The sequence below is a fragment of the Agrobacterium sp. rho-13.3 genome (genome assembly GCF_033957765.2).
Lineage (GTDB): Bacteria > Pseudomonadota > Alphaproteobacteria > Rhizobiales > Rhizobiaceae > Agrobacterium.
Genome location: NZ_CP192774.1, coordinates 2,174,624 through 2,190,118, shown reverse-complemented (window position 1 = coordinate 2,190,118; position 15,495 = coordinate 2,174,624). Strand labels below are relative to the sequence as shown.

At 56.6% G+C, this 15,495-nt stretch carries 15 protein-coding genes and 1 riboswitch; of the genes, 6 read left to right on the top strand and 9 right to left on the bottom strand.

Annotated features, from left to right (window positions below):
- The first annotated feature begins 170 nt into the window (after window positions 1-170).
- Complete coding sequence (locus RMR16_RS10900; protein WP_320198209.1) at window positions 171-2,045, top strand: DUF882 domain-containing protein; 1,875 nt, start codon at window positions 171-173, stop codon at window positions 2,043-2,045.
- 489 nt (window positions 2,046-2,534) lie between these two features.
- Window positions 2,535-4,745 carry an ice nucleation-like protein gene (locus tag RMR16_RS10895; RefSeq protein ID WP_320198210.1) on the top strand — a complete coding sequence of 737 codons (2,211 nt, stop codon included), beginning with the start codon at window positions 2,535-2,537 and terminating at the stop codon, window positions 4,743-4,745.
- Window positions 4,746-4,854: 109 nt separating this feature from the next.
- Here RMR16_RS10895 and pyk read toward each other — a convergent pair whose 3' ends face one another.
- The gene (pyk, locus tag RMR16_RS10890; RefSeq protein WP_320198211.1) at window positions 4,855-6,294 is read right to left on the bottom strand and encodes a pyruvate kinase; all 1,440 of its coding nucleotides are present in this window, start codon (window positions 6,292-6,294) and stop codon (window positions 4,855-4,857) included.
- On the bottom strand, window positions 6,294-6,776 hold the full coding sequence (locus tag RMR16_RS10885) for a DUF1036 domain-containing protein (protein ID WP_413785952.1): 483 nt from the start codon (window positions 6,774-6,776) through the stop codon (window positions 6,294-6,296). The genes pyk and RMR16_RS10885 overlap by 1 nt, the downstream gene beginning before the upstream one ends.
- Window positions 6,777-6,970: 194 nt before the next feature.
- Here RMR16_RS10885 and RMR16_RS10880 point away from each other — a divergent pair, with 194 nt between their 5' ends.
- From RMR16_RS10880 to RMR16_RS10870, 3 genes are all read left to right on the top strand, one after another.
- Window positions 6,971-7,759: an N-formylglutamate amidohydrolase gene (locus RMR16_RS10880; RefSeq protein WP_320198212.1), complete on the top strand. Its 789-nt coding sequence runs from the start codon at window positions 6,971-6,973 to the stop codon at window positions 7,757-7,759.
- Window positions 7,760-7,771: 12 nt separating this feature from the next.
- Window positions 7,772-8,077: a DUF1244 domain-containing protein gene (locus tag RMR16_RS10875; RefSeq protein WP_320198213.1), complete on the top strand. Its 306-nt coding sequence runs from the start codon at window positions 7,772-7,774 to the stop codon at window positions 8,075-8,077.
- Window positions 8,078-8,237: 160 nt separating this feature from the next.
- Window positions 8,238-8,492, top strand: coding sequence for a DUF2312 domain-containing protein (locus RMR16_RS10870; protein ID WP_042617583.1), 255 nt, complete (start codon window positions 8,238-8,240; stop codon window positions 8,490-8,492).
- 66 nt (window positions 8,493-8,558) lie between these two features.
- On the opposite strand, the gene metE is transcribed toward RMR16_RS10870, so the two are convergent.
- The 6 genes from metE to RMR16_RS10840 form a co-directional block, all read right to left on the bottom strand.
- The gene (gene metE / locus RMR16_RS10865; protein ID WP_320198214.1) at window positions 8,559-10,886 is read right to left on the bottom strand and encodes a 5-methyltetrahydropteroyltriglutamate--homocysteine S-methyltransferase; all 2,328 of its coding nucleotides are present in this window, start codon (window positions 10,884-10,886) and stop codon (window positions 8,559-8,561) included.
- A 101-nt stretch (window positions 10,887-10,987) separates the two neighbouring features.
- Window positions 10,988-11,196, bottom strand: a riboswitch (cobalamin riboswitch).
- Between the two features lie 210 nt (window positions 11,197-11,406).
- Window positions 11,407-12,024, bottom strand: coding sequence for a hypothetical protein (locus RMR16_RS10860; protein WP_320198215.1), 618 nt, complete (start codon window positions 12,022-12,024; stop codon window positions 11,407-11,409).
- Window positions 12,025-12,122: 98 nt separating this feature from the next.
- Window positions 12,123-12,248, bottom strand: coding sequence for a type B 50S ribosomal protein L36 (gene ykgO / locus RMR16_RS10855; RefSeq protein WP_007607121.1), 126 nt, complete (start codon window positions 12,246-12,248; stop codon window positions 12,123-12,125).
- Window positions 12,249-12,375: 127 nt separating this feature from the next.
- Window positions 12,376-13,485, bottom strand: coding sequence for a 5-(carboxyamino)imidazole ribonucleotide synthase (locus tag RMR16_RS10850; protein ID WP_320198216.1), 1,110 nt, complete (start codon window positions 13,483-13,485; stop codon window positions 12,376-12,378).
- Window positions 13,482-13,949 (bottom strand): 5-(carboxyamino)imidazole ribonucleotide mutase, encoded by a 468-nt coding sequence (gene purE / locus RMR16_RS10845; RefSeq protein ID WP_413785960.1) that lies wholly within the window; start codon window positions 13,947-13,949, stop codon window positions 13,482-13,484. Before purE ends, RMR16_RS10850 begins: the two co-directional genes overlap by 4 nt.
- A gap of 46 nt (window positions 13,950-13,995) precedes the next feature.
- A complete protein-coding gene (locus RMR16_RS10840; protein WP_067650819.1) occupies window positions 13,996-14,199 on the bottom strand; it encodes a YdcH family protein in 204 nt (67 codons plus the stop codon).
- Window positions 14,200-14,434: 235 nt separating this feature from the next.
- Between RMR16_RS10840 and RMR16_RS10835 the strand changes: the two genes are divergently transcribed.
- Complete coding sequence (locus RMR16_RS10835; protein ID WP_320198218.1) at window positions 14,435-14,611, top strand: YdcH family protein; 177 nt, start codon at window positions 14,435-14,437, stop codon at window positions 14,609-14,611.
- Window positions 14,612-14,720: 109 nt separating this feature from the next.
- Here RMR16_RS10835 and RMR16_RS10830 read toward each other — a convergent pair whose 3' ends face one another.
- Window positions 14,721-15,482: a sulfite exporter TauE/SafE family protein gene (locus tag RMR16_RS10830; protein ID WP_320198219.1), complete on the bottom strand. Its 762-nt coding sequence runs from the start codon at window positions 15,480-15,482 to the stop codon at window positions 14,721-14,723.
- Between the last annotated feature and the right edge of the window lie 13 nt (window positions 15,483-15,495).

Here is a 15,495-nt window from a genome sequence, read left to right as displayed (position 1 = left end):
TTGTTAACTTCCGGGCAAGGATATTCACTTACGGTCTATAAACTTCTTGTTAGTGAGGCATTCACTATATAGAGGAAGGTTGTGGATGTGTGGCAAAATTGCCATCGTCTGACCGTAATTGAGGTTCATGTGGGACAATCTGACAAATTGTCTGCCAGGCGGGGATCAAATTGCCTTATCTGCATCGGAATATCGCGCTCTCGGGCAAGATAGCGCGCAGCCTGATTAAAGATATATGCACGAAGCTGTCGGCACGCGTTGTCACCTGTGCATGCCTTTTGCTGGCCGCAGTGCCCGTACTCGGAATTTCGGCGACGGAAGCTGCCGCCGAAACACGCAGTTTGAAGCTCTATTATATCCATACAAAAGAAAAAGCCGTCATCACGTTCAAGAGAAACGGCAAGTATGACGCCAAGGGTCTTCAGGAAATGAACCGTTTCCTGCGCGATTGGCGTCGCAACCAGCCCACAAAAATGGATCCGCGTCTTTTCGACCTCGTTTGGGAAGTCTATCGCCGCTCTGGCGCGACGGACTACATCAACGTTGTGTCCGCGTTCCGTTCGCCAGAAACCAACGGCATGTTGCGCTCGCGCACCAAGGGTGTCGCCGAAAAGAGCCAGCACACGCTCGGCAAGGCGATGGATTTTTACATTCCCGGCGTCAAGCTCGCTCGTTTGCGTGAAATAGGTATGCAGATGCAGATCGGCGGCGTTGGTTTTTATCCGACCTCCGGTTCGCCTTTCGTGCATATGGATGTCGGCGGTGTCCGCGCCTGGCCACGCATGAGCCGTCAGGAACTCGTTCGGATTTTCCCGAATGGCAACACCATTCACCTGCCTTCGGATGGTAAGCCTTTGCCTGGTTATGATCAGGCCATGAACGATTACAAGAAGCGTGTGAGTTCGTCCTCCGTTCAGGTTGCCAGCACTGCCGGTGCCGGTCCGGCTTCGGCGTCGTCTGGTGGCAAACGCAAGACTTTGCTGGCCACGCTCTTCGGTGGTGGGGATGAGGACGAAGATGCCGAAGGCATTGCGTCGCCAGAACCCGCAGCACGGCCTTCCGCTCCTGCCCCTGTGGCGCAGGAACCGGAAGAAGCACCCGTGGCGGTCGCCGTGGCCTCTGCTCAGCCGCTTCCCGGCGTAACCGCGCCATTGCCGACAGCACGTCCGGCATTCCGCAATCAGGATGGCCAGAACGGCCTTGCCACCGCGCTTTATTCTCCAGCGCGCAATGCGGCGCAGGATGCGCTTCAGGCTGCAACGACACCAACCCCAACCGCAGCACCTGCGGAACAGAAGTTTGCCGATCTGGCGCAATATTCCATTCCCGTTCCAACGCTGCTTGGACCGCGTGGCATGAAGGGTGATGCGCAGGGGTCGCAGATGGCGTCTCTCGCATCTGAAAACATGCCTGCCGACGCTCTGGCCGCCCATATTCCTGTGCCCGCCAACCGTCCGGCTGTCGCAGAAGCCTTGCTTGCCTCTGCCAATTCCGATCTGGAAGGACAGGACGACCAGGCTGAGCAACAGCAGGCGGAGCTTTCGCCGATGGTTGTGGCAGCGCTGGAACAGAGTGGCCAGTCTGCACGCTCGGCCTATGCGGCAACCGCCATGCCGACGGCTGCGCAGTTCCCTTCGCTCGTCGATCACAAGGTTGCCGATAAGCCCGTTCAAACCGCCAAGCTCAACACGAGTTCCTATGTCAAGAGCGAGGAAGGCTTCGGTGACGCGTTCGACGTGAAGCCAAGCGCCAATGGCGGTCTGGGTGCAGGTTTGCCAACCAAGGGCGCACGTCCGAGCAAAAAGGAAGCCGCCATTGCTGAAAAAGCCATGGTCAGCGGTGGACGTCTGACGCAGGAAGCGATCTCTGATTGGGCGCTGAGCCAGGACAAGGGCATTACGGGCCGTGCGGTCAAGGCGCCGCGCGTCATCAACAACCGGATGCTCAGCCACGATATGTCCGCCTCGGCCGCCACCGCCAGCTTCCGCCCCGGTGCCGCTGCAATCGACTCCAGCCGTTTCAGCACACCCATCAAAATGCACTAGGCCGGATCAATACCATCATTTGCGTTTTAAACCGCAGGATCGCTCATAAAGACGATGCCGCGGTTTTCGTTTGTAAAGGCAGGAGAAGGTCTTTTTTGCGAGACAGTCCAACGGATGATATCCGTGGCTTGACGCGCAATATCGAGGCTGTTACTTTTGCGTGTGTACCGAGTATATTCGCTGCTGTCCGAAGAGTTTCGGGTGAAGACCGCAGCGGGACGAAACATCATTTGTTTCGGGGCGCAAAGACAGAGTTTGAATGAAACTCTGGATGCATGATGCCATTCAATGCGCCGGTTCTTGCGAGCCATGTTCCTTGTAAATTCGTTGTTTATGTAACGGTTGTCCGGCTATAGCCCTATTTTTTGGCGGGTCGGAACGTTCTGACGGGTATTTTAAGCGCTGGTCATCCGGGCTTGAAGTCTGACGTCAATGCGTGACGCCGTCATGTGAACAGCGCCTTGGCCAGTAAGACGGTGGCGTGCGCTCATGACTTCTATAATTGCTTCTTTTTCTACCAAGCAGATCGCACTGCTTTCCACCTCGGCGGTTGCATCGCTGACCACGGATGACCTGAACGAGCTAAGCTCCAGCCAGATCAAGGCGTTTACGTCTAGCCAGATCGGTGTGCTGGGCACGGCGGTCGTCTCCTCGCTCACATCGCAGATTGTCAGCTCCATCGCGCCCAAATCGGTCACGGGTCTGACGTTGAGCCAACTGGCTGTCCTCGGCACTGCGCAGGTGTCAGGTTTGACGACCGCGCAGGTGACGGCACTTTATACGAGCCAACTCGACGGATTTTCCAGCACGCAGATTCAGGCGCTGGATAGCACGCAGATTTCCGCACTGACGGCAAAACATGTGTCGACACTGTCTGCGGATGAACTCAACAGTTTCACCACGGCAGAGATTGCGTCGATCAAAAAATCGTCGCTGACCGGATTGGGCACCGCAGCTTTGGCTGGTCTCTCGACGGACCGGATTGCCGTGTTGACCACGGCGCAGGTCGGAGCCTTGTCGTCCGACCAGATGAAGGCGCTCACCTCTGCTCAGCTTTCTGCGCTCACACCGGAGCAATTTTCTGCTCTGACATCCAAGCAGATTGTCGGTCTGTCGACGGATGTGATTGCAAATCTGACCAGTAGCAAACTTGCAGCTCTCAGCACACGCCAGATTTCATCACTGACGACCGCACAGTTCGATGCGCTAAGTTCAGCCAATATTCAGGCGTTGGGCAATGAGCAAATTGCTGGCCTTACCCCCCAGCAGGTCGCCACCTTGTCTGCGGATGAACTCAATAGTTTCACCACCGCAGAAATCGCGCTGATCAAGAAAGTATCGATTTCGGGATTGGGGACGGCGGCGCTGGCCGGTCTTTCGACGGACCGGATTGCGGCCTTGACCACAACGCAGGTCGCGGCCTTTTCGTCAGATCAGGTGAAGGCGCTGACGTCCGCTCAACTGTCGGCTCTGACGACAGAGCAGTTTTCCGCATTCACCGCCAAGCAGATTGTCGGCCTTTCGACCGAAGCGCTCTCCACGCTGAACAGCACCAAGCTTTCGGCGCTGACGACAAAGCAGATTGCCGCGCTGACGACGGCGCAATTCGATGCGCTGAACTCTGCCAGCATCGCGGCTTTGGATGATGAACAGGTCGCTGGCTTGACTGCCAAGCAGGTCGCGACACTGTCTTCTGCCGAACTCAACAGCTTCACCACCTCGGAGATCGCATCGATCAAGAAGGCTGCCATTTCCGGATTGACGACCGCCTCACTTGCTGGTCTTTCGACAGACCGGATTGCAGCACTGACATCAGCGCAGGTCGCTGCCTTGTCGTCGGACCAGATGAAAGCTTTGACCACAGCGCAATTGTCGGCGCTGACGCCGGATCAGTTTTCCGGCTTGACCTCCAAACAGATTAGCGGCCTTTCCACCGATGTCATTGCCAACCTCGACAGCACGAAGCTTGCCGCCCTGAGCACCAAACAGATTGCCTCATTGACGACAGCGCAATTCGATGCGCTGAATTCCGCCAGCATCGAGGCTTTGGACGAGGTGCAGGTGGCAGGTCTCACATCCAAACAGGCGGCAACGCTTTCTGCCGACGAACTGAACAGCTTCACGACATCTGAAATTGCATCACTGAAGAAGGCCGCCATTGCAGGTTTGGGCACGGCCACACTTGCTGGTCTGTCGACAGAAAATATCGTGGCTTTGACCACGGCGCAAATCGCTGCCCTTTCGTCAGATCAGATGAAGGCGTTGACGTCTGAGCAATTATCGGCGCTGACGCCGGAGCAGTTCTCTGGACTGACGCCAAAACAGATCGTTGGTTTGTCGACGGATGTTATTGCCAATCTCGATGCGTCAAAGCTTGAAGCACTGACGACTAAACAGATCGCCGCTTTGACAACTGCGCAATTTGATGCGCTGAGTTCAGACAGCATCGAAGCTTTGGACGCGCAACAGATTGCTGTCCTGAATGTGAAGCAGGTTGCAACACTGTCTGCGGCGGAACTCAACAGCTTTACCGAGTCCGAGATTGCGTCGATCAAGAAGTCATCGATTGCCGGTCTGACGACAACGGCGCTGAGCAATCTGTCCACGGACAATATTCTCGCGTTCACAACAACGCAGATGCAGGCGATGAATGCCGCGCAAGTGGATATCGTTATCGCCGCGTATCAGGCCAACGGATAATCGTCACCAGCATGACCAACAAAAAAGGCGCAGCAAATGCTACGCCTTTTTTGTTTCTCGAAGATGAGACGGTGGCGGCGGAACGAACGTCCGCCACCATGCCGTTTCGTTAAACGCCGCTTTGGCCGTCCGAACCGATATAGGCGATGCGCACCATGTTGGTTGCACCGGGTGTGCCCAATGGGACGCCTGCGGAGATGATGATGCGGTCGCCGGGTTTGCCGAAACCTTCATCCACAACAATGCGACATGCGCGGTTGACCATGTCGTCCTGATCGCTTGCATCGCCGGTGACGACGCAATGCAGACCCCATACAACGGAAAGGCGACGGGCGGTCTGGATGATGGGCGACAGTGCAATGATCGGCACCTGTGGGCGCTCGCGCGCGGCGCGAAGGCCGGTCGTGCCCGATGAGGTGTAGGTAACGATCGCAGACAGGCCGAGTGTTTCGGCGATCTGGCGTGCAGCCAGCGAAATGGCGTCTGCGCCGGTTGCTTCCGGCTGTGGACGCTGCGCGTAGATGATGTTGGAGTAGTAAGGATCCTGCTCCACCGTGCTGGCAATGGACGCCATGGTGGTGACGGCTTCAACTGGATAATCGCCCGATGCGGATTCAGCAGACAGCATGATGGCGTCTGCGCCTTCAAACACGGCAGTTGCGACGTCTGATACTTCGGCGCGGGTTGGGACAGCGGCTGAGATCATCGATTCCAGCATCTGCGTGGCAACGACCACCGGCTTTCCTGCCCGGCGGCAGGCGCGTGTCAGCTGTTTCTGAATGCCGGGAACGGCTTCCAGCGGCATTTCCACGCCGAGGTCGCCACGGGCAACCATGAGAGCGTCGGACAGTGCGATGATTTCTTCGATGCGCTCAACGGCCTGTGGCTTTTCGATCTTGGACATCAGACCAACGCGGTTGCCGGCGATCTTGCGGACTTCGACCAGATCTTCCGGGCGCTGGACGAATGATAGCGCTACCCAGTCTACTTCGTCGGTTGCCAGAACCGCATCAAGGTCCACGCGGTCCTTGTCGGTCAAAACGCCAACGCCCAAAAGCGTATCGGGAAGGCTGATGCCCTTGCGGTCGGAAATCTTGGTGCCGGACACAACGGTGGTGACGATGCTCGTGCCATCGCACTTTTCAGCGCGCAGGTGCAGCTTGCCATCGTCGATCAGCAGGCGGTCGCCCGGCTTGACGGCTTCAAGAATTTCAGGATGCGGCAGGAAGACGCGGTTCTTGTCACCCGGTTCCTGGTTGTTATCCAGCGTGAAGGTTTGGCCTGCAACCAGATCGACCTTGGTGTCTGCAAATTTGCCGACGCGCAGCTTTGGACCCTGAAGGTCGGCCAGAATGCCGATGGGACGGCCATTGCGGCTTTCAACGGAGCGGATGCGCTGGATCAGGGTGCGCATCACATCATGGCTGGCGTGGCTCATATTGATGCGGAAGAGATCTGCGCCTGCCTGATGGAGCTTCTCGATCATCGCTTCATCGGATGAGGCTGGGCCGAGAGTTGCAAGGATTTTGACTTTGCGGTTACGCTTCATCAGTTCTGACTTTCCTGTGTGCCTGGCGTGTCAGAAAGCTGGACCATCCAGCTTCCCTGTCTGCCCGTATCGTATTCCTTGAAACCCATTCGCTGGAAACTACGGGCAAAACAATCATCCACGCCGTCGATTTTGAACTCGTTTTCCGCGACGCACATGTTGACGTCGCCGGTCCATCTGCCGCCACGGGCGGCATCTTCGGCGTAGAGGTAATAATAGCGTGATGCCAGCTCACCCTCGATGAGTGTGGCACATGTGGAAGCGGGCACTTGCCACCAGCCTTCGCTGATCCAGCCAGCCTGCGCGCGATAGCCGATGGCGACGCCCACAAGGTTCTGGGTGCTGTTGCAAACACGGAAATCCGCCCACGCTGGCGCGGCGACGAATACGGGAGTGCTGAAAAGGACGGCTGCGGCGAAAAAGCGAATCACGCGCCGATGTTTTTCAAGGAGAGCGGAGAATGTGTGTGTCACGGCTTCCATCCGGATTCCATGGTTATAAAATGAAAACACTTCTTGGCGCGGACGCCCAAGAAAGTCAACGAGACTTCAATCGATTATATTTCTGTGGGGTCTCGTGTGCGGTGCCGAGGAGCGCCGTTTCGCCGTCTTAACTTGCGCGTGGCGTCAAGCCATGGCATCAAGCGTCTCCCCCTTACAGACTCTAGAAATCACATATGTCAGACTTCCAGCCATACGAAATCATAGAAGGCGATTATGACAAAGGCATGGTTTTGATCGCAGATCACGCCATGAACCTTCTGCCCGCACACTACGGCAATCTGGGTCTGCCGCAAGCCGCTTTTCAACGTCATATCGCTTTCGATATCGGTATTGAGGGTTTGACGCGGCAACTGGCAGCGCGTCTGGGTGTCCCTGCGGTGATGGGCCGATTTTCGCGCCTGCTGATCGACCCCAATCGCGGTGAGGACGATCCGACACTCATCATGAAGATTTCCGATGGCGCGATCATTCCCGGCAATCATCCCATGACGCAGGATGAGTGGGATTTGCGCCTCAACACCTACCACCGGCCCTATCACAATGCCGTGGCTTCGGTGCTGGGCAAGGTTGCCAGCCAAGCGGGCAAGGCGCCGCTGGTGCTTTCCCTGCATTCCTATACGCCGTTCTGGAAAGATGTTGCCCGCCCATGGCACGCGGCCGTGTTGTGGGACACGGACCACCGTGCAGTTTTGCCTTTGCTGGAGCATTTGCGGGCAGGGGGCGATATTCTGGTGGGGGACAATGAGCCTTATGATGGCGCCTTGAAGGGCGACACAATGTATCACCATTGTATGAGACACGGCATTGCCCACGCGCTTTTGGAAGTGCGGCAGGATTTGATTGGTGATGAGGCGGGGATTACGGCGTGGAGCCAACGCCTCGCTCCCATTTTCGCCGCAATGAACGATGATCCCACCCTGCACGAATATCAGCAGTTCGCCTCGCGAGCGGGACCATATTGACTGGAGAGCAAGATGAGCGACCTTGACGAGAGACAGCAAACCGAATTCGAAGCCGCTGCTTTCCGCAGGCTTTTGCAGCATTTGCGCGAGCGAAGCGATGTGCAGAATATCGATTTGATGAACCTTGCCGGGTTCTGCCGCAACTGCCTGTCCAACTGGTATACGGATGCGGCGAAAGAGGCTGGCCAAGACATCAGCAAGGACGCCGCCCGTGAGATCGTCTACGGCATGCCCTATGATGACTGGAAACGGCTGCATCAAGGCGATGCCAACGATGCCCAGAAAGCCGCATTCGAGCAAAACAGGCCGAAGGAATAGGCCTGATTACCGGAAACGGCTTGACGTGCGGCCTTGGGACGGGCAGTTCACCAACCTGAAATTTATGCCGCATAGCCTGCGGCAAGAGGCAAAACCCTCACCCGATTTTGAATGAACAGGGTTCTTCCAGAAGAACCGCCACCCGTGAAGGATTGATAGGATGGACGAAACAGCGACAACCGAAACCGTAGCCGCCGCCGAACTGCGCCAGTTCATCGAGCGCATCGAGCGTCTGGAAGAAGAAAAGGCCGCGATTTCGGGCGATATCAAGGACGTGATGGGTGAAGCCAAGGGGCGTGGTTACGACACCAAGGCCATCCGCACCATCATCCGCCTTCGCAAGAAAGATGCCAACGAGCGTATCGAAGAAGAAACGATCTTGCAGACCTACATGGCCGCACTCGGCATGGAGTGAGGTTGAGCCTCATTGATTTTGGACGATGCAACGCCGGGATGTCTCCCGGCGTTTCTTTTTGTGGTGCTACGCCGTTTTGCGTTCCTTCGTCGTCAAATCGCCGTTTCGCTGCGCCTTCGCAGCCTCGACCATGTTCATCAGAGCCGGTTTCACCTCATCCCATTTGCGGGTTTTCAGGCCGCAATCCGGGTTCACCCACAATTGCCGACCATTCAGACGCTGGCGGGCGAGATGGAGTAGGTTTTGCATTTCGGAAATATCCGGCACGCGCGGAGAGTGGATGTCGTAAACGCCGGGGCCGATTTCATTCGGGTAGGCCTGGTCCTTGAACACATCCAGCAATTCCATTTTCGAACGGGATGTTTCGATGGAAATCACGTCCGCATCCATGGCGGTGATGGCATCCATGATGTCGTTGAACTCGGAATAGCACATATGGGTGTGAATCTGGGTCTCGTCGGCCACATCGCTTGCGCAAATGCGGAAGGATTCGACTGCCCAGTCGAGGTAATATTGCCAGTCGGCCTTGCGCAGCGGCAGTCCTTCCCGAAGGGCGGCCTCATCGATCTGGATCATGCCCGCACCGGCCTTTTCGAGATCGATCACTTCGTCGCGAATGGCAAGCGCGATTTGGCGGCACACGGTTTCACGCGGCAGGTCATCGCGCACGAACGACCAGTTGAGGATCGTGACCGGCCCGGTCAACATGCCCTTCATCGGCTTATCGGTCTGCGCCTGCGCGAATTGCCACCAGCTAACTGTCATCGACTGCGGGCGCGAAACATCGCCGTAAATGATCGGCGGGCGCACATAACGCGAGCCATAGCTCTGCACCCATGCGTGTTTGGTGAAGGCGAAGCCGGAAAGCTGTTCGCCGAAATATTGCACCATGTCATTGCGCTCGAACTCGCCGTGAACCAGCACATCAAGTCCGATATCCTCCTGCCAGCGAATGGCGTTAGCCGTCTCTTTTTCCAGAAACGTGCGATATTGGTTGTCACTCAAAGCACCCTTGCCATGGGCAGAGCGTGCCTTGCGCACTTCCGGCGTTTGCGGAAAGGAACCGATGGTCGTTGTCGGAAACAGCGGCAGTTGGAAACGCTGTTCCTGAACGGCCTGTCGTTCTGCAAAGCCGGATTTGCGGTTATGGGTTACGCCCACCAGTTCTCCGAGACGCTTAGCCACAGCGGGATCATTCACGCGGGGCGAGTGGTGCCGTGTATTCTCCAGCAAGCGATCAATGGCGCCTACTTTGCCATCAACGAGGTCACGCAGCGTGGAGATTTCTTCCAGCTTTTGCGTAGCGAAAGACAGCCAAGAGCGAAGCTCATCGTCCAGATCGGTTTCCAGTTCCGCATCAATCGGCACATGCAAAAGCGAGCAGGATGGTGCGATCTGGATGTGCAGCTCCGGGCGCTCAGCATTGATATCGCTGATCGCCCGGGCAAGGTCTGCCAGATCGGCACGCCAAACATTGCGTCCATCGATGATGCCCAGAGACAGCGTCAACCGTGCTGGAATAATCTCCGCAATCGTCTTCCACTCTTCCTTGCCGCGTGTCACGTCGATGTGCAGACCGCTGACGGGTAGGCCGAGTGCTGTTTTGAGGTTTTCACCCAACGGACCGAAATAGGTGGCCAGCATCACGTTCAGTTCAGGGGCCGCCTGAAACAGCGTTGCGTAGCTGGACTTCACCAACTCGCGCTCACCGTCGGAAAGATCAAGCGCAAGGCAGGGCTCGTCGATCTGCACCCAATCGCAGCTAGCGTCGGAAAGCTCCTGCAAAATCCTGGCATAAACCGGCAGCAAGCGGCCTAGCAGATCAAAGGCATCGCTGCCATCCGTGGTCTTGGAGAGTTTGAGGAAGGTGATCGGCCCCAGCAACACCGGACGGGTGTGAATGCCGAGTTCCCTTGCTTCCAGAAACGCGGCAAGTGGTCTGTTTTCAGTGAGAACAAACTGTTGTGCCGCATGAAGTTCCGGCACGAGATAATGGTAATTCGTGTCAAACCATTTGGTCATTTCCAGCGCCGCAACGCCTTCGCCACCATGGTTATGCCCGCAGGCACTGTGCGCTTGGCCGGTGGCACCACGTGCCATAGCGAAATAGGTGTCCAAGTCCACCTTACCGCCGTGCCAGTGATAGCCAGCGGGGATTGCACCCACCATCGTGGCGGTGTCGAGAACGTGGTCGTAGAGGCTGAAATCATTGGAGGGAATGATGTCCAGACCCTTTCGTGCCTGTAGCTGCCAGTTCTTGGCGCGCAGTTGGCGTGCCACATCCAGCAGTGCGGCCTGGTCCGATTTTCCAGTCCAGTAGGCTTCCAGCGCGAATTTCAGTTCGCGGTGTTTTCCGATTCTCGGAAAGCCGAGATTTGCGGTCGTGAGTGTCATGTTCCTTACCCCGAAGGTTGTGGGCAAGGCATGGGCGTACGCTTTTGAAACGGCACACGTATGCCGTTCGCAGAAAGCGGCACACCGGGACACCCCGCCCGTGGACGTTATCTATCGTGGCAGGTCTCCTGGCTCACGGGTCAACACCGTCATCCGTCTTCCCGGGTTGTCGCCCAGTGACATTGTGGATGAAAGCTCGCCGCTTACAGTTGCGGGGGCAGCTACGGCATGGGTGTGAAACACACCTTCACCGCATTCCCTCTTAGCTCTGGATGGTAGTGTCCACAGAACCACGATGGCCGGACAATGGCGCAAAGGTGAGTGGGCGTCAAGTTACATAAAGATATGTTTATGTCTTTGTGTGATTGATTGGGACGTTCAACAAGAACCCTCCGTCATTCCGGCCTTGAGCCGGAATCCAGCAGGCGCGCGTCTGCGGCGCGAAAGAGTCTTTTGCGATCAAGGACTTGATCGCACTGGATCCGGATCAAGTCCGGGATGACGGAAGCGCGCAGTGGTTCTAACTCCGCGTGCCGGCAAGCTTTTCGGAAATATCGTCCGCTTCCTTCTGGGCTTCCTTGTCTGCTGGGTAGAGCGCCAGATACTGCTCCCAAACCTTCAGCGCCAACTCATTGCGCTCGCCGCTTTCGAGGATGTTGGCGAGGCTGGCCAGTGCCGGAAAAAAGCGTGGTTCTTTTTCCAAGGTCGTGTTCAGGTCTGCCATGGCCTTGCGGGTGTCGCCATCGGCGTAATGCACCAAAGCGCGGCGATACCAGGCTTGGGCGTAGTTCGGTTTCAGCAGAATGGCTTGATCAAGGAAATCGTAAGCGGCGGCTTTCCGCTTTTCTCCGGATGCTTCTTCAGACCATTTCATCAGAAGGTTGATGGTGGCGCTGCCGGAATCGTTCCACTCGCCGACAATCTCGTTGGCCAGAACGCGGGCTTTTTGGGAATCACGCTCTTTTCTCAGACTGGAAAAAAGGCTGCTGACCGAATCTTCGGATAGGCCTTGCGGTGCTGCTGTCTGGCTTGCCGAATCGGCTGCCTGTGCAGGGACAAGGAGAGCGGCGGACAGCGTGCTGAAAGCAGCGGAGCCGAGCGATGCAATAAGAAGAGCGTGAAAACAGAATTGGCGCATGCGGTTAGGATAATCCGCCTGCGCCAATTATGAAATCAAATTTTGTAGTCTATCAACAATGTGATCCGTCTTTGACAGACGAACGACCCGCACGCGGATCAGCCCTGACGAGCCTTGAAGCGTGGGTTCATCTTGTTGATGATGTATACGCGGCCCTTGCGGCGAACCAGACGGTTATCGCGGTGACGAGCCTTAAGCGCTTTAAGCGAATTCTTGATCTTCATTTTTCTGGTCCGCAGTTTGGCGTGACGCTTCTTGCCACGCGTATCTAAACAATCAAAAACGCGCAACAGGGGCGCGCTTTTTTCGGTTGGCTGGCAAATACCCTGTCAGTCTTTGCCTGTCAACACGCTATCCATCAATTTGGCTGGAAACACCCGGCTTTCCGGCATTTATCAGTTGCGTAACATGGCCCATCTTGCGGCCCGCACGCGCTTCCGTCTTGCCATAAAGATGCACGAGGCAGTCTTTTTTTGCCAGCCATTGTGGCACGTCGTTGATGTCGTCACCGATCAAATTTGTCATCACACAATCCGAATGGCGCTGCGTGCTGCCATGGGCAAGCCCTGCGACAGCACGAATATGCTGCTCAAACTGTGAGATCACGCAGGCGGCTTCCGTCCAGTGGCCGGTATTGTGCACACGCGGTGCCATCTCGTTGGCCACCAGCGATCCGTCCGGCAGCACGAAGAACTCGATGCCGACGACGCCCACGTAGTTGAGTGCGGCGAGAAGTTTTTCTGCCGATTCCACTGCCACCGTTTTCGCCGCGTCGGAGAGTTGCGCCGGAATGGTGGATGTATGCAGAATGCCGCCCAGATGCACGTTTTCTGCCGGGTCGTAGCAGGTGACAGTGCCATCCTGAAAACGCGCCGCAATGATCGAGATTTCACGCTCGAACGGCACGAAGCTTTCCAGAATCAGCGCGACATTGCCCAGTGCTGCAAATGCGCCGGTCAGGTCTTCGCCACCTTTGAAAACCCGCTGTCCCTTGCCGTCATACCCCATGCGGCGTGTTTTCAGCACGCCCTTGCCGCCAAATTCGGCAAGCGCAGCTTCCAGCCCTGCCTGATCGTCCACCTGTCGGAACCCGGCAGTTGGAATGCCGCAATCGTTCAGGAAACGCTTTTCCGTCAACCGATCCTGCGAGGCACTCAGCGCCTGCGGGGGAGGGTAGACTGGAACGGAGGCGGCCAGTGTTTGCGCGGCCACCACAGGCACGTTTTCAAATTCATAGGTTACGACATCGCAGACGCTTGCCAGTTCGGCCAGCGCCTTTTCGTCGTCATAAGCGGCAACGATCTGGCGGTTGCAGACCTGCGCTGCCGGACAGTCAGCCTGTGGCTCCAGCACGATGGTGCGGAAGTTGAGGCGCGCAGCTGCCATGGCCAACATGCGGGCAAGCTGCCCACCGCCTATTATGCCGATGGTTCCAGATTTCCCAATCTTTCCCGATGTCATTGCGGGGTGTCCATGGGGTATTCGGCAATCGCTGCCGTCTGGCGGGCGCGATATTCATCCAGCCGGTCGGCCAGATCTTCGTCGTAAAGCGCAAGAACGGCCGCCGCCAGAAGGGCGGCGTTGATGGCGCCTGCCTTGCCTATCGCCAATGTGCCAACCGGAATGCCTGCTGGCATCTGCACGATGGAATAAAGGCTATCCTGTCCCGACATGGTTTTCGATTGAACCGGAACGCCGAACACCGGAAGCGGTGTTAAAGCCGCCGTCATGCCCGGAAGGTGGGCCGCACCCCCGGCACCGGCGATGATGACTTTGAAGCCTTCCTCACGCGCGCCGGTCGCGAAGCTGAACATCCGCTCCGGTGTGCGGTGGGCGGAAATGATGCGCGCTTCATATTCTATATCCAGCGCATCCAGCGTATCGGCGGCGTTTTTCATGGTTTCCCAGTCGGACTGGCTTCCCATGATGATGGCGACGGGCGGTGTCTCTGTGCTCAACGGTCTCTCCGTATCAGGCAATGATGTCGGGGATAATCTGGTCTTCGATCTGGGTCATCTTGTCCTTGATGACCAGCTTTTTCTTCTTCATGCGCTGAATGCGCAAGGCTTCGCAATTGGTCTGGATCATCGCGTTGATCGCGGCATCGTAGTCCTCATGCTCCTGTCGCAATCGCGCCAGTGCCAGCCTAACGTCCGCGTGGTCCTGATCGGGCATGCTTTTATCCCCATTTTGATACAACCGGACCGCCATCCGGCAATTTTACTGTTTGTCCTGGTGCCTGTACCACCAAATAGCGGTAACGGGAAGTTTCCCTTATGACCATTTTGCCCAGATATTGCCTTGATTCTGCCTTCGACAAGCGCGCCGTTCCATGTCACATTGCCGTCGTAAACCTGAAACTCCAGCGATGGAGCGCTGGAGGTAGGTTCAACAAGGAAGGACGTGCCGCATGACCATTCAGGCTCATATTGCATCGCTCGAAAAGAAACACGGTGCTCTTGAGGAGGAGCTCGAAACTGTTCTTGCTTCCCCCTCCTCAGATGATCAGCAGATTGTGGATTTGAAACGCAAAAAACTGCGCCTGAAGGATGAAATGCAGAGATTGAAAATCTCGACAAGGCATTAATTGACAAAATGTCTGCTTCCCGGCGCCATTAGCGTTTACGGGACGGCTTGAAAATTATGGCTCTGGTCGCACTCGCGATCAGAGCTTTTTATTTGGATACTTCGCGGTTTTAACGAAGCGCATCCCACAGCAATTTCAGGGCGGCGAGAAATACCATCGAATACATCAGCGGATAAAAAGTGGCTGGCTTGAGATATTTCACCACCCGCGCGCCCAGCATGGTGGAGACGATGGCCACCGGCAGCAGCGAAAACGCTGCCAGCAGATTGGTGGTATCCAGAGCTTCCAGCGCAAAATACGACACCAGCTTGACCGCATTGACGATGGCGAAGAAACGCACGCTGAGGCCGGTGTAGCTTTTCGGGTCGAGCTTTAGCGGCATGGCGTAAATCTGGAAAGGCGGGCCACCGGCATGGGCCACGAAGCTGGCATAACCGGAAAAAGAGCCCCAGATCGTTGCTTTTGCGCGGTTTTGCGGTTTGGCGGCAACGGCCACCTTAGGCCCTAGCACAAAACGCTCGTAGAAGTATTGCAGCACGAAAATGATGGTGACAGCCGCCAGAACCAGCCGCATCGTGTCAGGAGAAATCATCGCAGACGTGGCCCAGCCAACGCCGATGCCGATCATCGCACCCGGTAGAAGGATCAGCAACGTCTCGCGGTGGTTATGGTGACGCCATGCCCACAGCGCGACCAAATCCATAACGATGAGGATGGGCAGAAAGATTGCCGCGGCCTGCACGGGTGGCACGGCCAGCGCCATCAGAGGCACGCCCATCAGCGCCAAAGCGCCGCCCAGCCCGCCTTTTGAAAGGCCAACGAGGATGACTGCGGGGATGGCGACGAGAAAGAAATGAAAATCGAGCAGCATGGATGGACGGTTG

Coding starts and splice junctions, on each gene's coding strand:
- metE (WP_320198214.1), bottom strand. CDS start 10,886: ATGACACTCACGACCGCAAATCTCGGCTTTCCGAGAATCGGAAAACAC.
- RMR16_RS10860 (WP_320198215.1), bottom strand. CDS start 12,024: ATGCGCCAATTCTGTTTTCACGCTCTTCTTATTGCATCGCTCGGCTCC.
- RMR16_RS10835 (WP_320198218.1), top strand. CDS start 14,435: ATGACCATTCAGGCTCATATTGCATCGCTCGAAAAGAAACACGGTGCT.
- RMR16_RS10830 (WP_320198219.1), bottom strand. CDS start 15,482: ATGCTGCTCGATTTTCATTTCTTTCTCGTCGCCATCCCCGCAGTCATC.
- RMR16_RS10880 (WP_320198212.1), top strand. CDS start 6,971: ATGTCAGACTTCCAGCCATACGAAATCATAGAAGGCGATTATGACAAA.
- purE (WP_413785960.1), bottom strand. CDS start 13,949: ATGGGAAGCCAGTCCGACTGGGAAACCATGAAAAACGCCGCCGATACG.
- ykgO (WP_007607121.1), bottom strand. CDS start 12,248: ATGAAGATCAAGAATTCGCTTAAAGCGCTTAAGGCTCGTCACCGCGAT.
- pyk (WP_320198211.1), bottom strand. CDS start 6,294: ATGAAGCGTAACCGCAAAGTCAAAATCCTTGCAACTCTCGGCCCAGCC.
- RMR16_RS10840 (WP_067650819.1), bottom strand. CDS start 14,199: ATGCCCGATCAGGACCACGCGGACGTTAGGCTGGCACTGGCGCGATTG.
- RMR16_RS10895 (WP_320198210.1), top strand. CDS start 2,535: ATGACTTCTATAATTGCTTCTTTTTCTACCAAGCAGATCGCACTGCTT.
- RMR16_RS10870 (WP_042617583.1), top strand. CDS start 8,238: ATGGACGAAACAGCGACAACCGAAACCGTAGCCGCCGCCGAACTGCGC.
- RMR16_RS10850 (WP_320198216.1), bottom strand. CDS start 13,485: ATGACATCGGGAAAGATTGGGAAATCTGGAACCATCGGCATAATAGGC.
- RMR16_RS10885 (WP_413785952.1), bottom strand. CDS start 6,776: ATGGAAGCCGTGACACACACATTCTCCGCTCTCCTTGAAAAACATCGG.
- RMR16_RS10875 (WP_320198213.1), top strand. CDS start 7,772: ATGAGCGACCTTGACGAGAGACAGCAAACCGAATTCGAAGCCGCTGCT.